The organism is Geobacillus proteiniphilus (assembly GCF_001908025.1).
Taxonomy (GTDB): domain Bacteria; phylum Bacillota; class Bacilli; order Bacillales; family Anoxybacillaceae; genus Geobacillus; species Geobacillus proteiniphilus.
On record NZ_MQMG01000032.1, the window covers coordinates 1 to 19,254 of the forward strand.

A 19,254-nucleotide genomic window follows, 5' to 3' on the forward strand; every position below is an offset into this window, starting at 1 on the left:
CCGTGAAAATCCCCACCACTTGGTGAGTGCGGTATACGCTCCTGATCCGTGAGGGTATACTGAAAATGGCCAAAAAAGGCAATAGGAAAGCAGAGGTGCCCGATTTTAGGCATCTCGTATAACCTGTCTGCCTTTTGGCTAGACTAAATAAGTTGTGGTTGGCGGAACGGCTCTTTGCGGGAGATCATGCAAAAGATGATCACCAACATCCGCCGAGCAATGGCGATGAGGGCTTTTTTCTTCCCGCACCGGGCCGCCAACGACCAAAACTTTCGGGACAAGGGATGCGTCTTGGATCGAGCTGCTGACCATGCCGCCTCGCATAACGCCGATCGGAGATGGGGATTGCCTTTTGTCGTGCGCGTGCTCTTTCGCTTTCCGGCGCTTTCATGGTTGCCGGGGGACAATCCAGTCCATGAAGCCGCCCGTTCCGGCGTTTCAAAGACGCTCATGTCGGTTCCCATCTCGGCGATGATGACGGCGGCGGTTTGTTTTTTGATTCCAGGCATGGTCATCAGTAAGTCCACTTCCTCCCGATACGGCTCGAGCAGGCGGTCGATGTGCTGGTCGACTTCTTCGATGAGCCGCTCCAATTCCTCAACGTGTTTCCACAAGAGGCGAAGGAGACGGAGCTCGTGTTCGGTCAAGGTGCCGAGCAGCGAATCGTACACCGCTTGCTTTTTCTTTTTGAGCCTTCCGCGCAGGCATTGATCCAACTCGTCCTTGTCCACGTATCCCTTCTCAAGCAGCCGGGCGAGGATGTCTTTTCCGGAAACGCCGAAGAGATCGGAGAGGACGGAGCCGAGTTTGACATTGGAAGACTCGAGCACTTTTTGAATCCGGTTTTTCTCCGAAGTCAGCTGTCCGACCCACTTTTTGCGGAGGCGGGTAAAATCCCGCAATTCGCGAATATCCGCTGGGGGGACGAAACTTTTTTCAACGAGTCCATGGCGGAGCAGCTTGGCGATCCACTCGGCGTCAGAGACATCGGTTTTTCTTCCCGGGACATTTTTGATCCGCTGCGGATTGGCCAAAGTCAAGTCGACATAGCCCTCGAGGAAGGCGAAGACCGGTTTCCAATACACGCCGGTGGATTCCATGGCGACATGGGTGACCCCATGGTCTTCGAGCCACTCAAGCAGGTCGCCAAGTCCTTTCGAGAACGTGGAGAAGGTTTGAATGTCCTTTTGAATGTGTCCATCTTCTTCCCATAGCGCGCAGGCGACGATGGTTTCGGCATGAACATCCAATCCTGCGCAGCGAGGATAGATGACATCCATGATGAAAATCCTCCATTATGGAAGGAGAGATGGATTTTCATGCCTGGGTGGGGAGTAAAATTTACTCATGGATGTTTTTTGTTTTTCATTCAAATAAATACTTGAATAATAAAAGAAATGGGGTATAATATATTCGAACGGAAATTTGAATATGAAAGGGGGATAATGAATGAGTAAGAAAGATATGGGGTATAATATATTCGAACGGAAATTTGAATATGAAAGGGGGATAATGAATGAGTAAGAAAGAGACATGTGAAATTTATTGTTATGACGAAGAAAAAGTCAATCGAATACAAGGGGAATTGCAAAAAGAAGATATATCCAGGGTTGTCCTGTTGTTTAAAGCACTGGCAGATGAAAATAGGGCAAAAATTGTCTATTCACTTTGCCAAGATAAAGAGTTATGTGTATGTGATATTGCCAATATCATTGGGGCTTCTGTTGCAACCACTTCCCATCATTTACGGACTCTTTATAAACAAGGGATTGTAAAGTATCGAAAAGAAGGAAAGCTAGCATTTTATTCGCTGGATGATGACCATATTAAGCAGTTAATCATGATTGCGTTAGTACATGAGAAAGAGGTGAAAGTCCGTGTCTGAACAACAAGCAAAATTATCTAAATCAGAAGCGAAAACCTACCGTGTTCAAGGATTTACTTGTGCAAACTGTGCGGCAAAGTTTGAAAATAATGTAAAATCATTGCCAGGTGTTCAAGATGCTAAAGTAAACTTTGGAGCATCTAAAATTACCGTTTGGGGTACAACAACCATCGAAGAATTAGAAAAAGCAGGAGCTTTTGAAAACTTAAAGGTTCGGGAAGATAAAGAAAAATCAGTCAAGCGTGAACCTTTTTGGAAGCAAAAAGAGAACATTAAAGTGTATATTTCCGCCGTTTTGCTTGTGATCAGTTGGTTTTTAGGGAAGCAATACGGAGAAGAGCATATCTTTGCGACAATTGGATATGCTGCAGCAATTTTAATCGGTGGATATTCGTTATTTATAAAAGGTTTCAAAAACCTAGTTCGATTGAATTTTGATATGAATACGCTGATGACAGTGGCGATTTTAGGAGCTGCAGCGATTGGTGAATGGGGAGAAGGTGCAACGGTTGTTATTCTATTCGCCATTAGCGAAGCCTTAGAGCGTTATTCCATGGATAAAGCTCGTCAATCCATTGAATCGTTGATGGATATTGCTCCAAAAGAAGCATTAATTCGTCGCGGAAATGAAGAAATGATGGTCCCTGTTGACGATATTCAAGTCGGAGATATTATGATCGTAAAGCCTGGTCAGAAATTAGCGATGGATGGAATCATCATCAAGGGTACATCTACATTAAATCAGGCTGCCATTACAGGGGAAAGTGTTCCCGTAGCGAAAACAGTTGGTGATGAAGTTTTTGCAGGAACATTGAATGAAGAAGGTTTATTGGAAGTAAAAGTGACAAAACGAGTGGAAGATACAACCCTTTCGAAAATCATCCATTTAGTGGAAGAAGCTCAAGCAGAACGAGCGCCTTCTCAAGCGTTTGTAGATCGTTTTGCCAAATACTATACACCAGCCATTATCATTTTTGCTCTTTTACTAGCCGTTATTCCGCCATTATTTATGGGTGCTGATTGGAGCGAATGGATTTATCGGGGTCTAGCTGTATTAGTGGTTGGTTGTCCGTGTGCGCTGGTCATTTCCACTCCTGTTGCGATTGTAACCGCCATTGGAAATGCAGCGAAAAACGGGGTGTTAATTAAAGGTGGCATCTATTTAGAAGAAGCAGGATCTCTAAAAGTCATCGCTTTTGATAAAACAGGAACATTAACAAAAGGTGTTCCTTCCGTCACCGATGTGGTCACTTATAATGGCGATGAAAATGAACTAATGACCATTACAGCAGCCATTGAAAAAGGCTCACAACATCCACTTGCTTCCGCCATTATAAGAAAAGCAGAAGAAGATGGATTGAATTTTAATGATTTATCTGTTGAAGAATTCCAATCCATTACAGGTAAAGGGGTCAAAGCCAAAGTAAATAACGCAATGTATTATGTCGGAAGTCCAGGTCTTTTTGAAGAACTTCTTCCAAATGGCATCCAATCAGAAATAAAAGAACAAATTACAACCCTTCAAACACAAGGGAAAACGGTCATGGCGTTAGGAACGGAAAAAGAAATTCTGGCGTTAATTGCCGTGGCAGACGAAATAAGAGAATCATCCAAAGAGGTTATTCGAAAACTTCATCAAGTCGGTATTGAAAAAACGGTAATGTTGACAGGGGATAACCAAAGAACAGCCGAAGCCATCGGAAAACAAGTCGGCGTTTCCGATATTAAAGCCGATTTACTTCCAGAAGATAAACTGAATTTCATCAAAGAGCTTCGTGACAAGCATCAAAGCGTGGCGATGGTTGGAGATGGTGTGAACGATGCACCAGCTCTTGCAGCTTCAACCGTTGGTGTGGCAATGGGTGGTGCTGGAACCGATACAGCCCTAGAAACAGCCGATATTGCCTTAATGTCTGATGATTTAAGCAAATTGCCATATACGATTAAATTGAGCCGCAAAGCTTTAGCGATTATTAAGCAAAACATTATTTTCTCTTTAGGGATTAAGGCATTGTCATTACTGTTAATTGTGCCTGGTTGGTTAACGCTATGGTTAGCGGTATTTGCCGATATGGGAGCAACATTACTCGTAACATTAAACAGCATGCGATTGCTAAAAGTTAAAGAATAGGCTCTTCACCACAAGTGGCAGTGCATGATAAGGAGCGCTGAACGTGAGCATTTCGTCTCTCATTGCGTCAAAATACGGGATCAAGAACGCGACATTTTGGGAAAATGGGTATACGAGAGTGGACGAAAAGAAGGAACAAGCGTTATAAGCCATCATACGTTGTAGAGTTGGAGGTGTCCCGCTGCGTTCGGGACACCGTTTTTGTGCGTCCGGCATCCTGGGAATGGCCGCTTTGGAATCCTGTTAGGCAAAGCAGATATTGAAAAAAAGGTTGGAAACAGGAGATGATGACGAAACGGTTGATGAGCTGACGGGGATGGCGGTCGGGAAGATGGAAAAGGGGAGAGGGGGAGGAAGTTTGTTTCGTAAAAAAACCGGCCGCAGGGCCGGTTTTTGTGGAAATTAATGGGTTGTTCCCTTTAGGTCACGAACAAGTTGAGCCAGCGCGTCGTGAATCGGCGTCACCGGTCTGCCGAGCAGTTTTTCAAAGTCGTTGCTTTCGATTTCTAAGGAGCCTTCGCGGATGCCGCGTTGAATGTCCACGAGAAACGACACGAGCGGATCGGGCAAACCAGCCTTTTTCATGATATCAGCATAGGCAGCATCGTCGACTTGTTGCACCGGCACGTCTTTGCCTAAGACGGCGCCGAGGGCGGCGGCGAGTTCTTCTTGGGTCATGAGGGGGCCGGAAAGTTCGTAAATTGTGTTTTCATGGCCATCTCCGGCGAGGACGGCAGCGGCGGCTTCGGCGTAGTCTTGGCGAAGGGCCCAGCCGACTTTGCCTGTCCCGGCTGATGTCACCCAAGGCGCCCCGGCGAGGACGGCTTGAACGGTTCCGATTTCGTTTTCCAAATACCAGTTGTTGCGCAAAAAGGAGTACGGAATGCCGGTGTTTGCGATGGCTTCTTCCGTCACCCGATGCACTTCGGCCAAGGCGAGCCGGCTTTCATTCGCATTCGCCAGGCTTGTGTACGCAATGAATCCGACTTGGGCGCGTTGGGCGGCGTTGACGGCATTTGTGTGCTGGCGGATTCTTGTTTCGTTGTCTCCGTCGGTGGAGATGATCAACAGCCGGTCAATCCCTTGAAAGGCTGTCTCCAACGTTTCGGGGCGGTCAAAATCGCCATGGCGAACGTCGACTCCGCGGGCCCGAAGATGTTCGGCTTTTTCCGGCTGGCGGACGCTGACGGCCAGCTGGTGAGCCGGCACGGATTTCAACAGCGTTTCGACGACTTTCGTTCCTAATTTTCCGGTTGCCCCGGTGACTAATATGTTCATACGCCTAGACCTCCTCATTTGTTTTGTTATAACCAGTTTGGTTACAACCGATGTATAAATAAAAGCCCTGTTAAGAGCTTTTATTATTGAAATTGAGCGATCAGCCGGCTGATCGTCGTTTGCGAAAGCCGCTCTTCCATGGCCGCCTGCGCCGCTTTCAGTTCGGCTTGCAGAACCGCCTCGATATTCCGCCCGACCGGGCACTGAATGTTCGGATGTTCATGGATGCGAAACAGTTGATCCGTTTCCACGACACGGACGGCCCGATACACGTCTAACAGCGTGATTTGGTCGGGAGGTTTGCGTAGCGAAGCGCCGCCGACTCCGGGGCGGACGTCAACCAACCCCGCTTTTTTTAACATGCCCATAATTCGACGGATGATGACAGGGTTTGTATTGACGCTCTGCGCGATGAAATCTCCGGTGCAATCGGCCGGGCTGGTCGCAAGCAAGCAAAGGATGTGCACGGCCATCGAAAATCGTGTGCTAATTTGTTTCACGTAAAACACCACCGTTGTAACCATTATAGTTATATCTTCAGGAAAAGTCAACTTTGGTGCTGGCCGTTTTGGATCAATCGTGCTTCCGGTCGGAAAGGGATAAATCCCCGCCAAAGGCCGCGCCGGAGAGAAGAGGGGCTGACGCCGTGACGGAAAGGTGCTTTGGATTCGTCCACTGATCGTGTACAATACATAAAGGGTGACAACATCGTTCATCTCGGAAGGAGGAAAGCCATTGACAGACAGCGGAAAACAATCGTTCATTACGGACATTCATCAGTTGGATAAAAAAGGAATTGGACAAGCCGTCGTTTGGCGTGAAGAGGACGGAAAGAGAAAGAAGCTCAAACTCGCCATTCCGTCTACACTTCCCGGTGAGAAGGTGCGAGTCGTTGTCGATGAGCCAAAACGGTGCAGAGTTCAGGCGCGGTTGGAAGAAGTGATTGAGCCGCATCCGGAACGGCTTGCGCCTTCGTGTCCGCACTTTGACCGCTGTGGCGGCTGTGTCTGGCAGCACTGGCGCTATGAAGGGCAGCTGCGCCATAAAACGGAGCATGTCAAGACGCTCTTGAAAGAGCACGGATTTGACCCTGGCGTTGTCCGCGATACGATTGGCATGGAACATCCGTGGCATTACCGCAATAAAATGGAGTTTACGTTTTCTCCGGAGGGCCTGCTTGGGCTGCATGAGCAAGGAAACTTTCGACAAATCATCTCATTGGAGACATGTCTCATTGCCGGTGAACGGATCGTTAAAGCTGCCATGGAGGTGGCGCGTTGGGCGCGCGATCACCAGCTGCCTGGTTATCACAAAGATACCCACGAAGGGCTGCTTCGCCACGTCATGGTGCGCGAGTCGTTTGCGACAGGAGAGGTGATGGTGGCGCTCTTTGCGACCGAGGCGCCGGAAGGGGAGTTGAAAGAAGCGGCGGCCGATTTGACGGAGCGGATCACGAAGGCGCTCCCGCAAGTGAAAAGTTTGCTTTGGCTCGAGAATCGGGCGTGGGCGGACCGCACCCAGGCGGAACAAACCCATGTGTTGGCCGGACGTGATTTCATTTACGATGAATTGTGCGGCTTCCGCTACCGCCTTTGGTTTGATACGTTTTTTCAAACGAACCCAGTGCAGGCGGCCAAATTGGTTGAACTGGCGTTGGAGATGGGCAAACCGCAGCCTCATGAAAACATGATCGACCTCTTTTGCGGAGTCGGGACGTTTTCCCTGCCGTTTGCGAAACGGGTCAAAGCGTTAGCTGGCATTGAAATTGTTGAAACGTCGATTGAGTCGGCGAAGCGAAATGCGAAGGACAACGGCATTGACAATACGTACTTTTTGGCTCGGGATGCGAGACGCGGGATTGATGAAGTGTTGGAACAGTTCGGGCGGCCGGAGCTGCTGCTTTTGGATCCTCCACGTTCGGGGGCGGGCGGGAAGGTGATGCGCAAAATCGGCCGGGCGCGGCCGGAGCGGGTTGTGTATGTCTCATGCAACCCGGAGACGTTTGCGGCGGATATTACCCAATTAGTCCCGTTCGGCTATACATTGAAAACCGTCCAGCCGGTCGATATGTTCCCGCATACGGCCCATGTCGAGTGCTGTGCGTTGCTTGTTCGGGGATCATGATGGAAGGAATCCCGTTTCTCGGATAGGGAGAAACGGGATTTATTGTTTTTGCCATCCTTTTTGAAACAAATAGAAATCATTTACAGGGATAGATGTGCAACCTATGCCTCACCTACAAACTTCAGAAGCGGAAGGAAAAAGATGGCGGACGGCCCTTTTCGTTTTTTCCGTCTAACTGTACTTCTGGATCGCATCTGCCAGTAATTGCGGCAATGCCGGGATGTCGTCTGCGCCGTAGGTGAACCGGACAAACGTCTCGTCCATATCGAGCGCCTCTGCGAACAACCCAGAAAGTCCACGTGCCTTGCGGTCGATTTCCAGCAAGACTTCCACGCTGTTTTCAGACAAAAAGAAGATCGCTTCCAATTCATCAAGACAGCCTTTGAACGGTCCACTTGCCGGCTTGAATTCAAACTCTTGGATAAACGGCAGCTGCCGCTCACCATAGCGCCGCGCTTGTTCGCATTGGACGTGGTGGAGGCGGAATCCTAATTGGCGGGCTGCCTCGAGAAACGCGGCGACGAGCGGGTGCGGTTCGATGGTGAGATGGTCGCGGTCTTGCGGGTCGAGCGCCATTTTAATGTCAAGGCCGGTTTGCAGCCATACCCGCGAAGAGCCGAGCGTGACGGGCACGTCGTACGGCAAGGCGAATTGAAACGGGATCGTTTTTGTTTCGTTCGGCCCAATTGTCAGCGAGCCGCTTACTTTGTATCGCCCCAGTACGGCTTTTTCTTCGAATTTCTTATCATCGATTTCGCGGATGTACGTTGTGACTAATGCCAAGTAAATTTCATCAATGTGCTGCTCGACGCTGCCGCCGCGAATGTCAACAACCCCTTCGATTGCTTCGCCTTGGACGTATTTCGCTTTCACCAATTTCGTATCGACTGTCGCAGATCCGATGCCGATGGAGCTTAACAGTTTTTTGAACAACAAGTTCTCCCCCTTGTCATCGATTTCAGTTGAGAATACGGAGCGCCTGGTGAAAAGGTTCCGTCCTTCTTAAGCGACATACTCCCACCACCTACGCTAACGCTTAGAGGCGGGGGCTTCTCGGGTAATCCCATCTCATGACAGGAAGTTGACCGAGCGATCCCCGTGTGCCTCACGGTTCGAGGTCAACGTTCGTTGAGGTGGGAGACTTGACTTCTTTCGGAAAACAGTTAAAAAGGCGGGAACGATGCCGTCCCTCCCTTTGCCTGTCATGCTTGGCCTGACAACAGCCGATAAACGGCCGAAAAATCGTCTTGCCCCCAGCCGTATTGTTTGGCTAGGCCATACAGCTCTTTTGCCAAGTTCGCCAGAGGCAGGGTGATTCCGCGCTCGTACGCCGATTGGGCGACGAGGTGCAAATCTTTGTGCATATGTTCGAGCGGAAACTCAGCTGGAAAGCGGTTGTGAATGATATAGTCCTTTTTCCCTTGTAAAAACGGTGCGGCAGTCGGCGTGTTGAGCAACATGTTCACTACCGTCTCTTTGTCAAATCCGAGCGCCTCGCCAAGGGATACTGCCTCGGAAAAGGCGGCCATTGCTTCAGCCAGCATCAAATTGACAACGAGCTTCATCATGGTTCCTTTCCCGTTTTCGCCTAAGTGATAGACGGCTTTGCCCATTACATGAAGCAGCGGACGGATTTCGTCGACATCTTCTTGGCGGCCGCCGACAAAAAACACGAGCTCGCCTTTTTCCGCCGGAAGTTTCGATCCCGCGACCGGAGCGTCAACAAAGCGGATGCCCCGCTCGGCGCACTTTGCCGCCATTTTGCGTGTAAAGGCGGGGTCAACGGTGCTGCAATCAACCCATATGTTTCCCGGCGTCAAATGGGGCAAAAACCCTTGTTCCCCGAGCGCCATCGTTTCGACCGCCTGCGGGTTAGCGAGCATGGTGAAGATGACGTTGGATTGTTCCGCTGCCTGTTTGGGAAAGTTGGCCCATTTCGCTCCTTTTCGCAAGAGCGGTTCCGCCTTTTCTTTCGTCCGGTTGTAGACAACGAGAGAATAACCGCTGTCGAGCAAGTTTTCCGCCATACGGCTGCCCATAATGCCAAGGCCGATAAACCCGATCATGTTTTTCGTCCCTTCCTTTCTTGGTTGTCCTACTGTTGAGAGTATCATAATGTTTGAAGGAGTTCCACTATTTTGGAAAACAAAGCGGTTTTTGCTAAAATGGCGTATATGGATGAGAAGGGCGGGTCAGCAATGAAACGGGTCATTCATGTCGTCGGAGCAGCCATCTGCAACGAACAGGGGGACGTTTTATGTGCGTTGCGCGCGCCGAATATGTCGCTCCCGAACGTGTGGGAGTTCCCCGGCGGCAAAGTGGAGGAAGGTGAAAGTTCGGAAGCGGCCTTAGTTCGGGAAATTCGCGAGGAGCTTGGCTGCACGATTTCCATCGGCAAACTGTTGGCGGATGTATGCCATGAATATGAACATGCCATCGTGCATTTGCGGACGTATGAAGCCCGCTTAGTCGATGGGGAGCCGCGAGCTCGGGAGCATGCCGAGCTTCGGTGGGTGCCACTGTCCCAGCTTCACTCCCTTAGGTGGGCGCCGGCGGACATTTCGACCGTTGAGGCGCTGTTGCACAAGAGGAAGGTGAGCCGGAACGTGTAAATGGCCGTTGCGGCGTTCGGGTGTTTGTTAGGAAAAACTACCGTTGTACAGATTGAGGCGAAAAAGAGTCTGACGCCAAAGGGCGATGTTCAAGAAGCGAAACACAATATATTGCTTTTTAACATTTTTTTGTATCTATATATACGGCAATCAAAAAAGGTGCCCCGATCTTTTTGGGACACCTTTCCTTTTTGTTTCGTTGTGTTAACGGATGCCGAGCGGATCGATGGCTTCATTGGCAACGGTGCACGCTTCCGCCAAAGCGAGGTCGGCGGCGGCGTCTTCAGCAGTGACGAGGACGCGCCAGCTCGGGTTCTCGATCAAACGGCAAAAATCAAGAAAGCGCGCTTGGGCGATCGCTTCGTACCAACCGTGGCGGTCCGAGAGCACAACGGTGCGCTCGTACGGACGGCGCGGAGCGGCTGAAGGTTCCGTGGGCGGCATCAGTCGGTCGGCCGCTTGTTGCAGTTGTTCGATGGAGCCGGATGACGGCTTTGTCGGGATGGCGTCAAGCCAGGCGTCAATGCACGCGGCCTCCTCGTCAGAGACGAGGCCGGAGACGGACAGCTGCGTCGGAATCCAGCCGTCAAGCACGATGCGCCCGCGTGCCGTATGAATGTCCCAGTGCGTCGATTCCGAAGCGGCAGGGTCCATCGTAAAGCCGTGGTAATAATGGACGGGGATGCGCCGGCCCTTGCCTTCATGGATCACAGTGGCTCCGACGCGCGGCCGTGTGCCGTCTGTTTCCCTTAACGCGAATCCGTGCGCTTCGACGGCTTCGCCGAACCAGTCACGGCCGACTTCAAAAAAGTGGACGCCGTGTTCAATGAGAATGCCTCCGCTTCGCCGTTCGTCCCAAAACCAATGGCCTTCCGCGACGCGGTGAGCCGCGTTGTGAAGGCTTGCGTAGTCCACTGGGCCAAGAAGCGCGCGATGGATAAGTTGCTTGACAGCTTCAGCGAGCGGGTGGTAGCGAAGAACGAGATTGACCGCCAACGCCCGGTTTTGGCGGGCGGCGAGCTGGATGTTCGCCCGCAGCGCCTCGGCGGTGAGGCCGCCTGGCTTTTCAAGGAGCACATGTTTTCCTTCCTCAAGCGCCCGCTCGGCAAGCGGGGCGTGCAAATGCGGCGGGGTGGTGAGAATGACGATGTCAACATGCGGGTCAATGATCAATTCTTCAGCTTCGCGGTATTCGCGCACGTCGCCCGCCTGCGGCTGACGGCGGCGATAGGCGTCGATGACGCGCTGGCGTTTTTCGTCCGTCCGCCCGGCGACAGCGGCGAGATGGAAGGAAGGAAGCGGGGCGAGCGCACCGGCGAGAAATTCAGCGAATGCGCCGGCACCGGCAATGCCAACATGGTAACGGAAAGATGATGAAGAAATCATGGCGTATTCTCCTCCTCCCTCACATATATATAGCATTAACGATACTCATTATACCGCAAAGAAAAAGAAGAACGAGAAAATGAAAGTTTCTAAATTTGCAAGCATCAATCATTCCTCATCGACACCATCCGACAATCATTTCGCTTGCATAGAAGGAGGAATATTATGTATACTATTATTAGCAACCGTCACTGCCGAGTGCTAGCAATCTATGAACTACTTTCATTTTTTCGTTCATCCGTCAAAAAGATGCCTATTTTTGTGAAAAAAAGATTATGGAGGGATGACGAAATGAAAGCATTGTTGCTGGCAGGAGGATTAGGTACGCGTCTTCGTCCATTGACCGAAAACATCCCCAAACCGATGGCCCCGATTGCGAACCGGCCATGGCTTGAACACCTCATCGTTCATCTTCGCGACCAAGGAGTCAACGAATTTGTCATCGCCGCACATCATTGTTCAGAAGTGATCCGTCGCTATTTCGAAGATGGGAAGCGCTGGAACGTCAAGATTACATACGCGCTCGAACCGTTCCCGCTTGGAACGGCTGGGGCGATCAAAAACGCCGAGCGCTGGCTGAAGGAACGGTTTCTCGTGTTTAACGCCGACATCGTGCATTTGCCGCAATTGATCCCGCTGCTTGATTTCCATCGTCAACATGGCGGTTTGGCGACCATTGTTTTAACGGAAGTAGACGATCCTTCTTCCTATGGGGTGGTCGAACAAGACGATCGCGGGCAAATTTTACGCTTTGTCGAAAAGCCGCGCCGCGAAGAAGCGCCATCGAACCGCATCAATGCCGGCATGTATATTTTCGAGCCGGACGTGATGCGCTATATTCCGGCTGAGCGGGAAGTATCGATTGAACGCGAAACATTCCCGCTGCTGATCGAGAAGAATGTCGGTGTATATGGCATCGTCAGCAACGGATACTGGCGTGATATGGGGACGCCGGCCCGCTACCGCCAAGTGCATTGGGATGCGTTGAGCCGGGAGTTTCCGATTCCGCTCAAAGGACGTGAAATTCAACCGGGCGTGTTTGTTGGCGAAAACGTGGAGATTGGGTCTGGCGTCTTGTTTGTGCCGCCTGTGCTCATCGGCGACCACGTGAAAATCGGTCCGCAGGCCGTCATTGGCCCGAATGCGGTCATCGGCGACCACTGCCAAATTGGCGCCCGCGTCCATTGCGCGCAGACAATCGTTTGGGACCGCTCTGTCATTCGTGACCGCAGCCGTTTGCAAAACAGCATTTTCGGCTATCGGACGGTGACGCCGGCGGGAGAAGTGTTCGAAGATTCGATTATTAATCAGTTCAAGGAGGCGGTGCAAGCATGATTCGAATTGCCTACGTCAGCACGTACCCGCCGCGGCGGTGCGGGCTGGCGACGTTTACGGAACATTTGCGCCAAAGCATTGATGGCGTCCGGGGCCCATCCGATGGCGACCGCGTCATCGTTTTGTACAACGAAAGCGACGGCGATGACGCCTATCGCAACGACCCAGCGTATTGGCCGCTTCCGGCGCAAAACCGCGCGGCGTATGCCGAGATGGCCAAACGGGTGAATGAAAGCGACATCGATGTCGTTTTATTGCAGCATGAGTTCGGCATTTTCGGCGGGGAGGCTGGTGAATACATTCTTGATTTCATCGCCGCGCTCAACAAGCCGCTCGTGACAACGTTTCATACGGTGTTTGCCGCGCCCGAGCCGCCGTATCGCCCGATTCAAGAGAAAATCGCGGCGGCAAGCGATGCGATCATCGTTATGAACCGGCAGGCGATCCCGTACTTAGTGCAGGCGTTCGACCTGCCAGAGGAAAAAATGGTCTATATTCCGCACGGCGCTCCGGGCCCAAGCAGCGAAAATCGCGATTCGCTTCGCCGCCGCCTCGGATTCAGCGGCCGCAAAGTGATGTTGACGTTTGGCTTGCTCAGCCGCGGCAAAGGGATTGAGTCGGTCTTGGCCGCGTTGCCGGGCGTCGTTCGCAAGGTGCCGGAAGCGCTGTATGTCATCGCCGGACAGACACACCCAGAAGTGAAAAAAAGGGAAGGAGAAGCATATCGCGAGGAGTTGAAGTCGCTTATTCACCGTTTAGGGCTTGATCGCCATGTCCGCATGGAAGATCGGTATTTCAGCGAAGAGGAATTGATCGATTATTTGACGGCGTGCGACTTGTACGTCACCCCGTACCCGGGCATGCAGCAAATTACAAGCGGCACGCTTGCCTATGCGGTCGGCGTCGGCCGTCCGGTCGTTTCGACGCCGTATGAGCATGCGCGCGACTTGTTGCAAGGTTGTGAAGAGCTGTTGTTGCCGTATGGCGATACGACCGCCTGGGAAGAGCGGCTCGGGCAGCTGTTGGCCGACGAGGCGGCGCTGAAGCGATGGGAGGAAAAGGTGCGCCAAATCGGGGCAAACACGCATTGGCCGCGCGTCGGCGAACAGCATGTCGCCTTGTTTGCGCGCATGTGCGCCGCGAAACGTGGGGAGGTGAAGACGGTTGGCACCGTCAGTCATTAAGTTCGACCATCTCGAGCGCATGACTGACGACACCGGGTTGCTCGAGCATAGCCTCGGCCGCATCCCGCGCCGTCGCGAGGGTTATTCGACCGATGACAACGCCCGCGCCATTTGGGCGTGCCTGGAATGGCTGGCGCTATGCGAAGACAAAGGAGAGAAGGAGCGGCTGCACCGTTTGCTTGACCGGTATTTGGCGTTTTTGCTTTGGGCGCAAAACGATGATGGCACGTTCCATAACAACTTTTTCTTCGACCGGACAAAGGAAGAGGAAACGCCGTCAGACGACTGCTTCGGCCGGTCGTTTTGGGCGTCGGCCATCGCGTACGCCCGTCTCAGCGATCCGGCGCGGCGTGAAGCGGCGGCGGAGATGCTGCGGCGGGCCATGCCCGCCGCGTGGGAGCTTCGTTCGCTGCGCGGCGTCGCCTGGGGGTTGGCTGCTTGCGGCATCTTATTGACAGAAGGACGCCCGCTTGGCGTCGATCAAGAGGAAGTGGCGGCCTTGGCCGCACGGCTTGAGCAGCGGCTGCTTGCGGCGTATTGGGAGCATGCTGGCGACGACTGGCATTGGTATGAGCCAGAGTTGACGTACGCCAACGGGGTGCTGCCGTGGGCGCTTTGGACGTCCTATCGACGTGCGCCGCGGGATGAGGTGAAGGAAGCGGCGGAAAAAAGCCTTGCGTTCCTTATTGAAAAAATGAGCGGACCGGGCGGCGTCATCCGCCCGATCGGCAACCGCGGTTGGTGCAGCCGCCGCTACCGCGCCGATTGGGATCAGCAGCCGCTTGATGTCATGAAGCTCGCCTTGGCGGCGCGCGAAGCGTATTGGGCAACGGACGACGAGCGTTATCGCAGCGTCGTTCGCCGCTGCCTCGCCTGGTTTTACGGGGAAAACGACGGCAACGCGCCGCTTGCCGACCCAAGCGACGGCAGTTGCTGCGACGGGCTTGGCCCGAACGGCCCGAACCCGAATCGGGGGGCGGAGTCAACATTGTCGTACTTGTTAACAGCAGCAATCGCTCAATCGATTTCGGTGGAGGTGGTTGTCGATGAATACGTCAACAACGAAACCGTTCGCATGGCCGGCACACGTGTTTAAAGAATATGACATCCGCGGACGAGCCGGCGAGGAGCTCGATGAGTCGTTCGCGTATTGGCTCGGACGGGCCTTTGCCGAAATGATGCAAAACGAAGGTGAGAAGAAAGCGGTTGTCGCCCATGACAACCGTCTGTCATCGCCCGCACTGCACCGAGCGCTCAAAGATGGGCTGCTCGATGGCGGCTGCGATGTCGTCGATATTGGGCTTTCGACGACGCCGATGTTTTACTACAGCTTATACTACACGAACATTTCATGCGGCATGATCATCACCGCCAGCCATAACCCAGGGGATGAGAACGGATTTAAAATCGCCATGGGGAAAACGACGATTTACGGCGAGCGCATCCAAGCGCTGCGGCGGGCGATGGAGCGGCTCAGCCAGGAACAGCCGCGTCCTAAAACAGCGCGGGGGCGCGAGGAAACGCTTGACCTTGCTCCGGCATATATCAATATGTTGAAGGAGAAAATCCAACTCGGTCCGCGCAAGCTGAAGGTCGTCGTCGACTGCGGCAACGGCACCCCATCGATCATTGCGCCACAAGTGCTCAAAGAGTGGGGATGCGATGTCATCCCGCTTTACTGTGAATCCGATCCGACGTTTCCGAATCATCATCCGGACCCGGTCGTGCCGGAGAACTTAACGGACTTGATTGAGATGGTGCGCAAGGAGCAGGCTGATCTTGGCATCGCGTTTGACGGCGACGGCGACCGGATCGGAGTCGTGGATGAAACGGGTACAATCCGCTGGGGCGACCAACTGATGGTGTTGTTCTGGCGCGAGATTCTTAAGCGCCATCCGGGAGCCGACGCGCCCGTCGAAGTGAAATGTTCGCAAGCGCTTGTTGAGGAAATTGAGCGACTCGGCGGGAAACCGTTCTTCCATCGCACCGGCCATTCGCACGTCAAAGCGACGTTGCGCCGTCGTCCGGAGATCCCGTTTGCCGGTGAAATGTCTGGTCATTTGTTCTTCAATGATGAGTTTTACGGCTATGACGATGCGCTGTACGCCGCTGGGCGCCTGCTTCGATTACTGTCGCACGATGAGCGCCCGCTGTCCGAGTGGTTTGCCGATGTGCCGCGGTACGCGGCGACGCCGGAGACGCGCGTTGCTTGCCCGGAAGAGAAAAAACCAGCTGCCATTGCTGCGGTGAAAAACCGGTTCGCTGGCCGCTATCCGGTTGTTGACGTCGATGGCGCCCGCATCCAGTTCCCGGAAGGCTGGGGGTTGGTGCGGCCGTCGAACACGCAGCCGATTCTCGTCTTACGCGCGGAAGCGAAGACGGAGGAAGCGCTGGCGGAGATTAAGCGGCAGCTGGCTGATTGCCTCCATGCTCTTGAATTGCGCATCGATTGGTGACGTCCTTTTCCAAGCTGATCGAAATGCTTGGGAGTGTTCTTGACGGGCGCTCTGTCTGGCGCAAAAGGTTTTTTCCGGCGCGGGCGGCCCGCATCATGGCGGGCGCCGCGCCGGTTTGTTTTTGCCATCGCAGGGGGGTGAAGCTTGATTTCTTGCCATTCATTTGTCCATAATAGATAGAGATAAAAACGTGTTGTAGGAGAGTTGAAGGCGTGGTGATCCGTGAATCGTTGCAATATATTCAAGATGCATACGCGGCATTGACGGAGTTGAGCATGCTTATCGTCGATGATCACGGCACTCCCGTGACGAAAGTATCGAATATGACCGAGCTGGCGGAGCTCGTTTTGTTTGCCGCTAAAAGGGAAGCGCCATCGTTTTTCTGCCCGCGAGAACTTGTCATTGACGGATGGCAACGTCCATCGGTCGTGCCGGTCGGGCGTTTTGGCATGAAAAGCATCGTCGCTCCCGTGTTTGTCGATGAGAAGGCGGAATATTGGATTTGGGCGGGCGTGTTTATCGAGGAAGAGACGAAATGGCTCATTTGCGAACAGCCGCTGGCAGCCGGCGGAAAGTGGGTGTCAGCCATCGAACGATCGGTGGCGCTGCCGGCGCGGGCGGTCGAAGCGAAGTTAAAAGATATAGAAAAGATGGCGGTCATATGCGGGGAATTGATCAGCGGCGAGCGCCGCAAGCAACAATGCTGTGAATACGGAAAACGGCTCGAAGCGGCGGTTACGGACGACTCTGCCCTAGCGGACGTGGACAAGCTGCTTTTTGAGTTGCGGGCGTTCGATGAACGCGTCGATATGGCGTTGTATATCGCCAAATGTCCGCAAGGATGGATGGTGGCGGCGGCAAGCGGGGAAAAGGCCGGAAAGCTGCGCGGCAAGATGATCGATGCGTTGTTTCCGCCGCTTTCGTCTTCGGAGCCGCCGCTTCGTTCGGTTTACGTTCAAGATGCCGCTTTGGATCCACGCTTTTCCTTTTTTGTCCGCCATGGCATCCGCCCGAAAGCGATGATTGCGTATCCGGCGATGCACGGGAAAACAATGGAAGGATGGGTCATGATCGGCAGCGAGGCGGCCTCTTCACTGCCGGCGGCGCTTCGTTCGGTCGGCTCCGCCCTCGTTCAACATTGGCTGCTCCTAGCTAAATGTACAGAGGCCGATATGAAAATGGACCGCCATTTGATGCGCCTTTCGATGTTGGTGGAAATTGGACGAGCCATGCGTGTTGTGCAGAACGAGGAAGAAATCATCCGGATGATGGCCGAATTCGCCGCGGAGCTCGCTTACGGCGATTTCGTCTGCGCGGTATGGTCTAGCGATGGCCAAACAGCTGTTGTCCACGAAGGGGCGATGGACGTAGAAATGGCCGTTCGTTATCGGGATGATGTCTGCCGTCGCTATGGCTGTCACGGCGAGAAGGCGAAAAGCGAGGTGCCGGCGTTGCTTTATGTCGAGGGCAAACCGGTGATGGAAGTGCCGTTTTTCGTCGGCGATGGCCGCTATGGCGTTCTCGCCGTTCATATAAAGAAAGAAAGGGAAGCGAAAGAGGCGGAAGTGTATATGACGGCGCTGGCCGCGATTGGTGCGATGATGATTAGCGGCAAGGCTCACGGTGGGAATGATGGGACGGTCAATATCGACATGCTGTCCGAGCAGTTGACAGCCCGGGAGATGGATGTATTGGAGCTGCTCATTCAAGGCTGCAGCAATCGCGAAATTTCAGAACGGCTGTTCATTAGCGTCCATACCGTGAAAAATCATATTACGAACATTTTTCAAAAAATTGGCGTCAATGACCGGTCGCAGTTGATCGCCCTTGTGTATCAACTAAACCACCGCCGGCAGCGCCGTTAAGGGGGACATCATTGGACGATGGGTGCCATGATGTCTTTTTTTGGATGTAGGAAATTGGAATGAACCCCATTTTGTATTATAATGAATTGTAGTAAATAAGAACTATTTTTCGATAGGGATGGAACAATCAAGGAAAAAATAGCATTCGAATCCGTTTTCCCCAGCGCTGGAACGTGCGATAGTGGAAAAGCTGCCATGCTGCTTTGGCCGGCGCATAAGCATAACAAGGATAGGGGAATGCCGATGAAGCCTACGGCCATGATCCGAACGATGGCGATCATGAAAACGGCGGACATTTTAAAAGCGATGGACATTACCGAGGAACTGGCGAAGAGAATGGGGTTTTTGCCGCGCGATTGCCTTTTTCTTCGGCTAGCGACAGAGGAAGCGTGCACGAATGCGTATGAATATTGTCAAAAAACAAGAAGACTGCCCTTTAGGATATTTTGGAAAATTGATGCAAGACAGTTTATGATTATTGTCAAGCAGCGAGGGGGATGCTTCTCCGTAGCCCAAACCGATGTCGTCAACACTGGGCCGCGCGGCAGGGGGCTGCAGCTGATCGCCCATATCGTCGACGATGTATACGTGAAGCGAGCGGGAAACAACGTCTTGTTGTGCATGTGCAAGTGCAAAAAAAAGAGTGACCATTGGAGGAAACAAGATGGAGACAAAACAAGGGGCAATTTGCACGCTGACATGGACAGAAGATATTACCTTAAACAACGTCGAATCGTTCCGTCAAGCGCTGGAAAAGTTGCTGGACAAACGGGCGGATCAATTGATCGTCAACATGGAGGGGGTCAAATACATTAACAGCGCTGGACTCGGTGTCATCGCTGACAGCGTCATGGCGGCGAGAGCCCAACAAAAAGAGTTGGTCATCACCGGCGTAAAAGGGTCGCTTGCAGAAATTTTCCATATCGTCAAATTTTCTTCGTTTATCAAACTATTTGCCACAGAGAAGGAAGCCATGGATTATTTCAGTGGAGAATGAC

The 19,254-nt window shown here is 52.7% G+C and carries 17 protein-coding genes; 11 read left to right on the plus strand and 6 right to left on the minus strand.

Annotation, left to right across the window (positions count from 1 at the left end; translation table 11 throughout):
* Nucleotides 1-143: 143 nt before the first annotated feature.
* Entirely contained in the window at nucleotides 144-1,280 is a 1,137-nt protein-coding gene (locus tag BRO54_RS11565) for an IS110-like element ISGka2 family transposase (RefSeq protein ID WP_074044024.1), read from the minus strand.
* 236 nt (nucleotides 1,281-1,516) lie between these two features.
* Here BRO54_RS11565 and BRO54_RS11570 point away from each other — a divergent pair, with 236 nt between their 5' ends.
* Together BRO54_RS11570 and BRO54_RS11575 are read left to right on the plus strand one after the other, a co-directional pair.
* Nucleotides 1,517-1,885: an ArsR/SmtB family transcription factor gene (locus BRO54_RS11570; protein ID WP_074044025.1), complete on the plus strand. Its 369-nt coding sequence runs from the start codon at nucleotides 1,517-1,519 to the stop codon at nucleotides 1,883-1,885.
* Complete coding sequence (locus BRO54_RS11575; RefSeq protein WP_074044026.1) at nucleotides 1,878-4,016, plus strand: heavy metal translocating P-type ATPase; 2,139 nt, start codon at nucleotides 1,878-1,880, stop codon at nucleotides 4,014-4,016. The genes BRO54_RS11570 and BRO54_RS11575 overlap by 8 nt, the downstream gene beginning before the upstream one ends.
* A gap of 402 nt (nucleotides 4,017-4,418) precedes the next feature.
* Here BRO54_RS11575 and BRO54_RS11580 read toward each other — a convergent pair whose 3' ends face one another.
* Both BRO54_RS11580 and BRO54_RS11585 read right to left on the minus strand, forming a co-directional pair.
* Nucleotides 4,419-5,294 carry an SDR family oxidoreductase gene (locus BRO54_RS11580; RefSeq protein WP_033011346.1) on the minus strand — a complete coding sequence of 292 codons (876 nt, stop codon included), beginning with the start codon at nucleotides 5,292-5,294 and terminating at the stop codon, nucleotides 4,419-4,421.
* A gap of 83 nt (nucleotides 5,295-5,377) precedes the next feature.
* Nucleotides 5,378-5,794 carry an Rrf2 family transcriptional regulator gene (locus tag BRO54_RS11585; protein WP_033011350.1) on the minus strand — a complete coding sequence of 139 codons (417 nt, stop codon included), beginning with the start codon at nucleotides 5,792-5,794 and terminating at the stop codon, nucleotides 5,378-5,380.
* 235 nt (nucleotides 5,795-6,029) lie between these two features.
* Between BRO54_RS11585 and rlmD the strand changes: the two genes are divergently transcribed.
* The gene (gene rlmD / locus BRO54_RS11590) at nucleotides 6,030-7,418 is read left to right on the plus strand and encodes a 23S rRNA (uracil(1939)-C(5))-methyltransferase RlmD (RefSeq protein ID WP_074044027.1); all 1,389 of its coding nucleotides are present in this window, start codon (nucleotides 6,030-6,032) and stop codon (nucleotides 7,416-7,418) included.
* A 171-nt stretch (nucleotides 7,419-7,589) separates the two neighbouring features.
* On the opposite strand, the gene BRO54_RS11595 is transcribed toward rlmD, so the two are convergent.
* Together BRO54_RS11595 and BRO54_RS11600 are read right to left on the minus strand one after the other, a co-directional pair.
* Nucleotides 7,590-8,354, minus strand: a complete 765-nt coding sequence (locus BRO54_RS11595; protein WP_193408811.1) for a sporulation protein — start codon at nucleotides 8,352-8,354, stop codon at nucleotides 7,590-7,592.
* A 266-nt stretch (nucleotides 8,355-8,620) separates the two neighbouring features.
* The gene (locus tag BRO54_RS11600; protein WP_074044029.1) at nucleotides 8,621-9,484 is read right to left on the minus strand and encodes an NAD(P)-dependent oxidoreductase; all 864 of its coding nucleotides are present in this window, start codon (nucleotides 9,482-9,484) and stop codon (nucleotides 8,621-8,623) included.
* A 132-nt stretch (nucleotides 9,485-9,616) separates the two neighbouring features.
* On the opposite strand from BRO54_RS11600, the gene BRO54_RS11605 reads away from it, so the two are divergent.
* Nucleotides 9,617-10,030, plus strand: a complete 414-nt coding sequence (locus BRO54_RS11605) for a (deoxy)nucleoside triphosphate pyrophosphohydrolase (protein ID WP_074044056.1) — start codon at nucleotides 9,617-9,619, stop codon at nucleotides 10,028-10,030.
* 204 nt (nucleotides 10,031-10,234) lie between these two features.
* Here BRO54_RS11605 and BRO54_RS11610 read toward each other — a convergent pair whose 3' ends face one another.
* A complete protein-coding gene (locus BRO54_RS11610) occupies nucleotides 10,235-11,416 on the minus strand; it encodes a Gfo/Idh/MocA family protein (RefSeq protein WP_074044030.1) in 1,182 nt (393 codons plus the stop codon).
* Between the two features lie 291 nt (nucleotides 11,417-11,707).
* On the opposite strand from BRO54_RS11610, the gene BRO54_RS11615 reads away from it, so the two are divergent.
* The 7 genes from BRO54_RS11615 to BRO54_RS11645 all read left to right on the plus strand — a co-directional run bounded on the left by BRO54_RS11615 (nucleotide 11,708) and on the right by BRO54_RS11645 (nucleotide 19,253).
* On the plus strand, nucleotides 11,708-12,751 hold the full coding sequence (locus BRO54_RS11615) for a nucleotidyltransferase family protein (protein ID WP_074044031.1): 1,044 nt from the start codon (nucleotides 11,708-11,710) through the stop codon (nucleotides 12,749-12,751).
* Entirely contained in the window at nucleotides 12,748-13,935 is a 1,188-nt protein-coding gene (locus tag BRO54_RS11620; RefSeq protein ID WP_074044032.1) for a glycosyltransferase family 4 protein, read from the plus strand. The genes BRO54_RS11615 and BRO54_RS11620 overlap by 4 nt, the downstream gene beginning before the upstream one ends.
* A complete protein-coding gene (locus BRO54_RS11625) occupies nucleotides 13,916-15,031 on the plus strand; it encodes a glycosyl transferase (protein ID WP_074044033.1) in 1,116 nt (371 codons plus the stop codon). Before BRO54_RS11620 ends, BRO54_RS11625 begins: the two co-directional genes overlap by 20 nt.
* Entirely contained in the window at nucleotides 14,982-16,391 is a 1,410-nt protein-coding gene (locus BRO54_RS11630) for a phosphomannomutase/phosphoglucomutase (protein ID WP_074044034.1), read from the plus strand. Before BRO54_RS11625 ends, BRO54_RS11630 begins: the two co-directional genes overlap by 50 nt.
* Nucleotides 16,392-16,603: 212 nt before the next feature.
* Complete coding sequence (locus BRO54_RS20820) at nucleotides 16,604-18,256, plus strand: helix-turn-helix domain-containing protein (protein WP_074044035.1); 1,653 nt, start codon at nucleotides 16,604-16,606, stop codon at nucleotides 18,254-18,256.
* Between the two features lie 336 nt (nucleotides 18,257-18,592).
* Entirely contained in the window at nucleotides 18,593-19,072 is a 480-nt protein-coding gene (locus tag BRO54_RS20545) for an ATP-binding protein (protein WP_239691256.1), read from the plus strand.
* Complete coding sequence (locus BRO54_RS11645; protein WP_239691257.1) at nucleotides 18,969-19,253, plus strand: STAS domain-containing protein; 285 nt, start codon at nucleotides 18,969-18,971, stop codon at nucleotides 19,251-19,253. The genes BRO54_RS20545 and BRO54_RS11645 overlap by 104 nt, the downstream gene beginning before the upstream one ends.
* The last annotated feature ends 1 nt before the right edge of the window (nucleotide 19,254 follow it).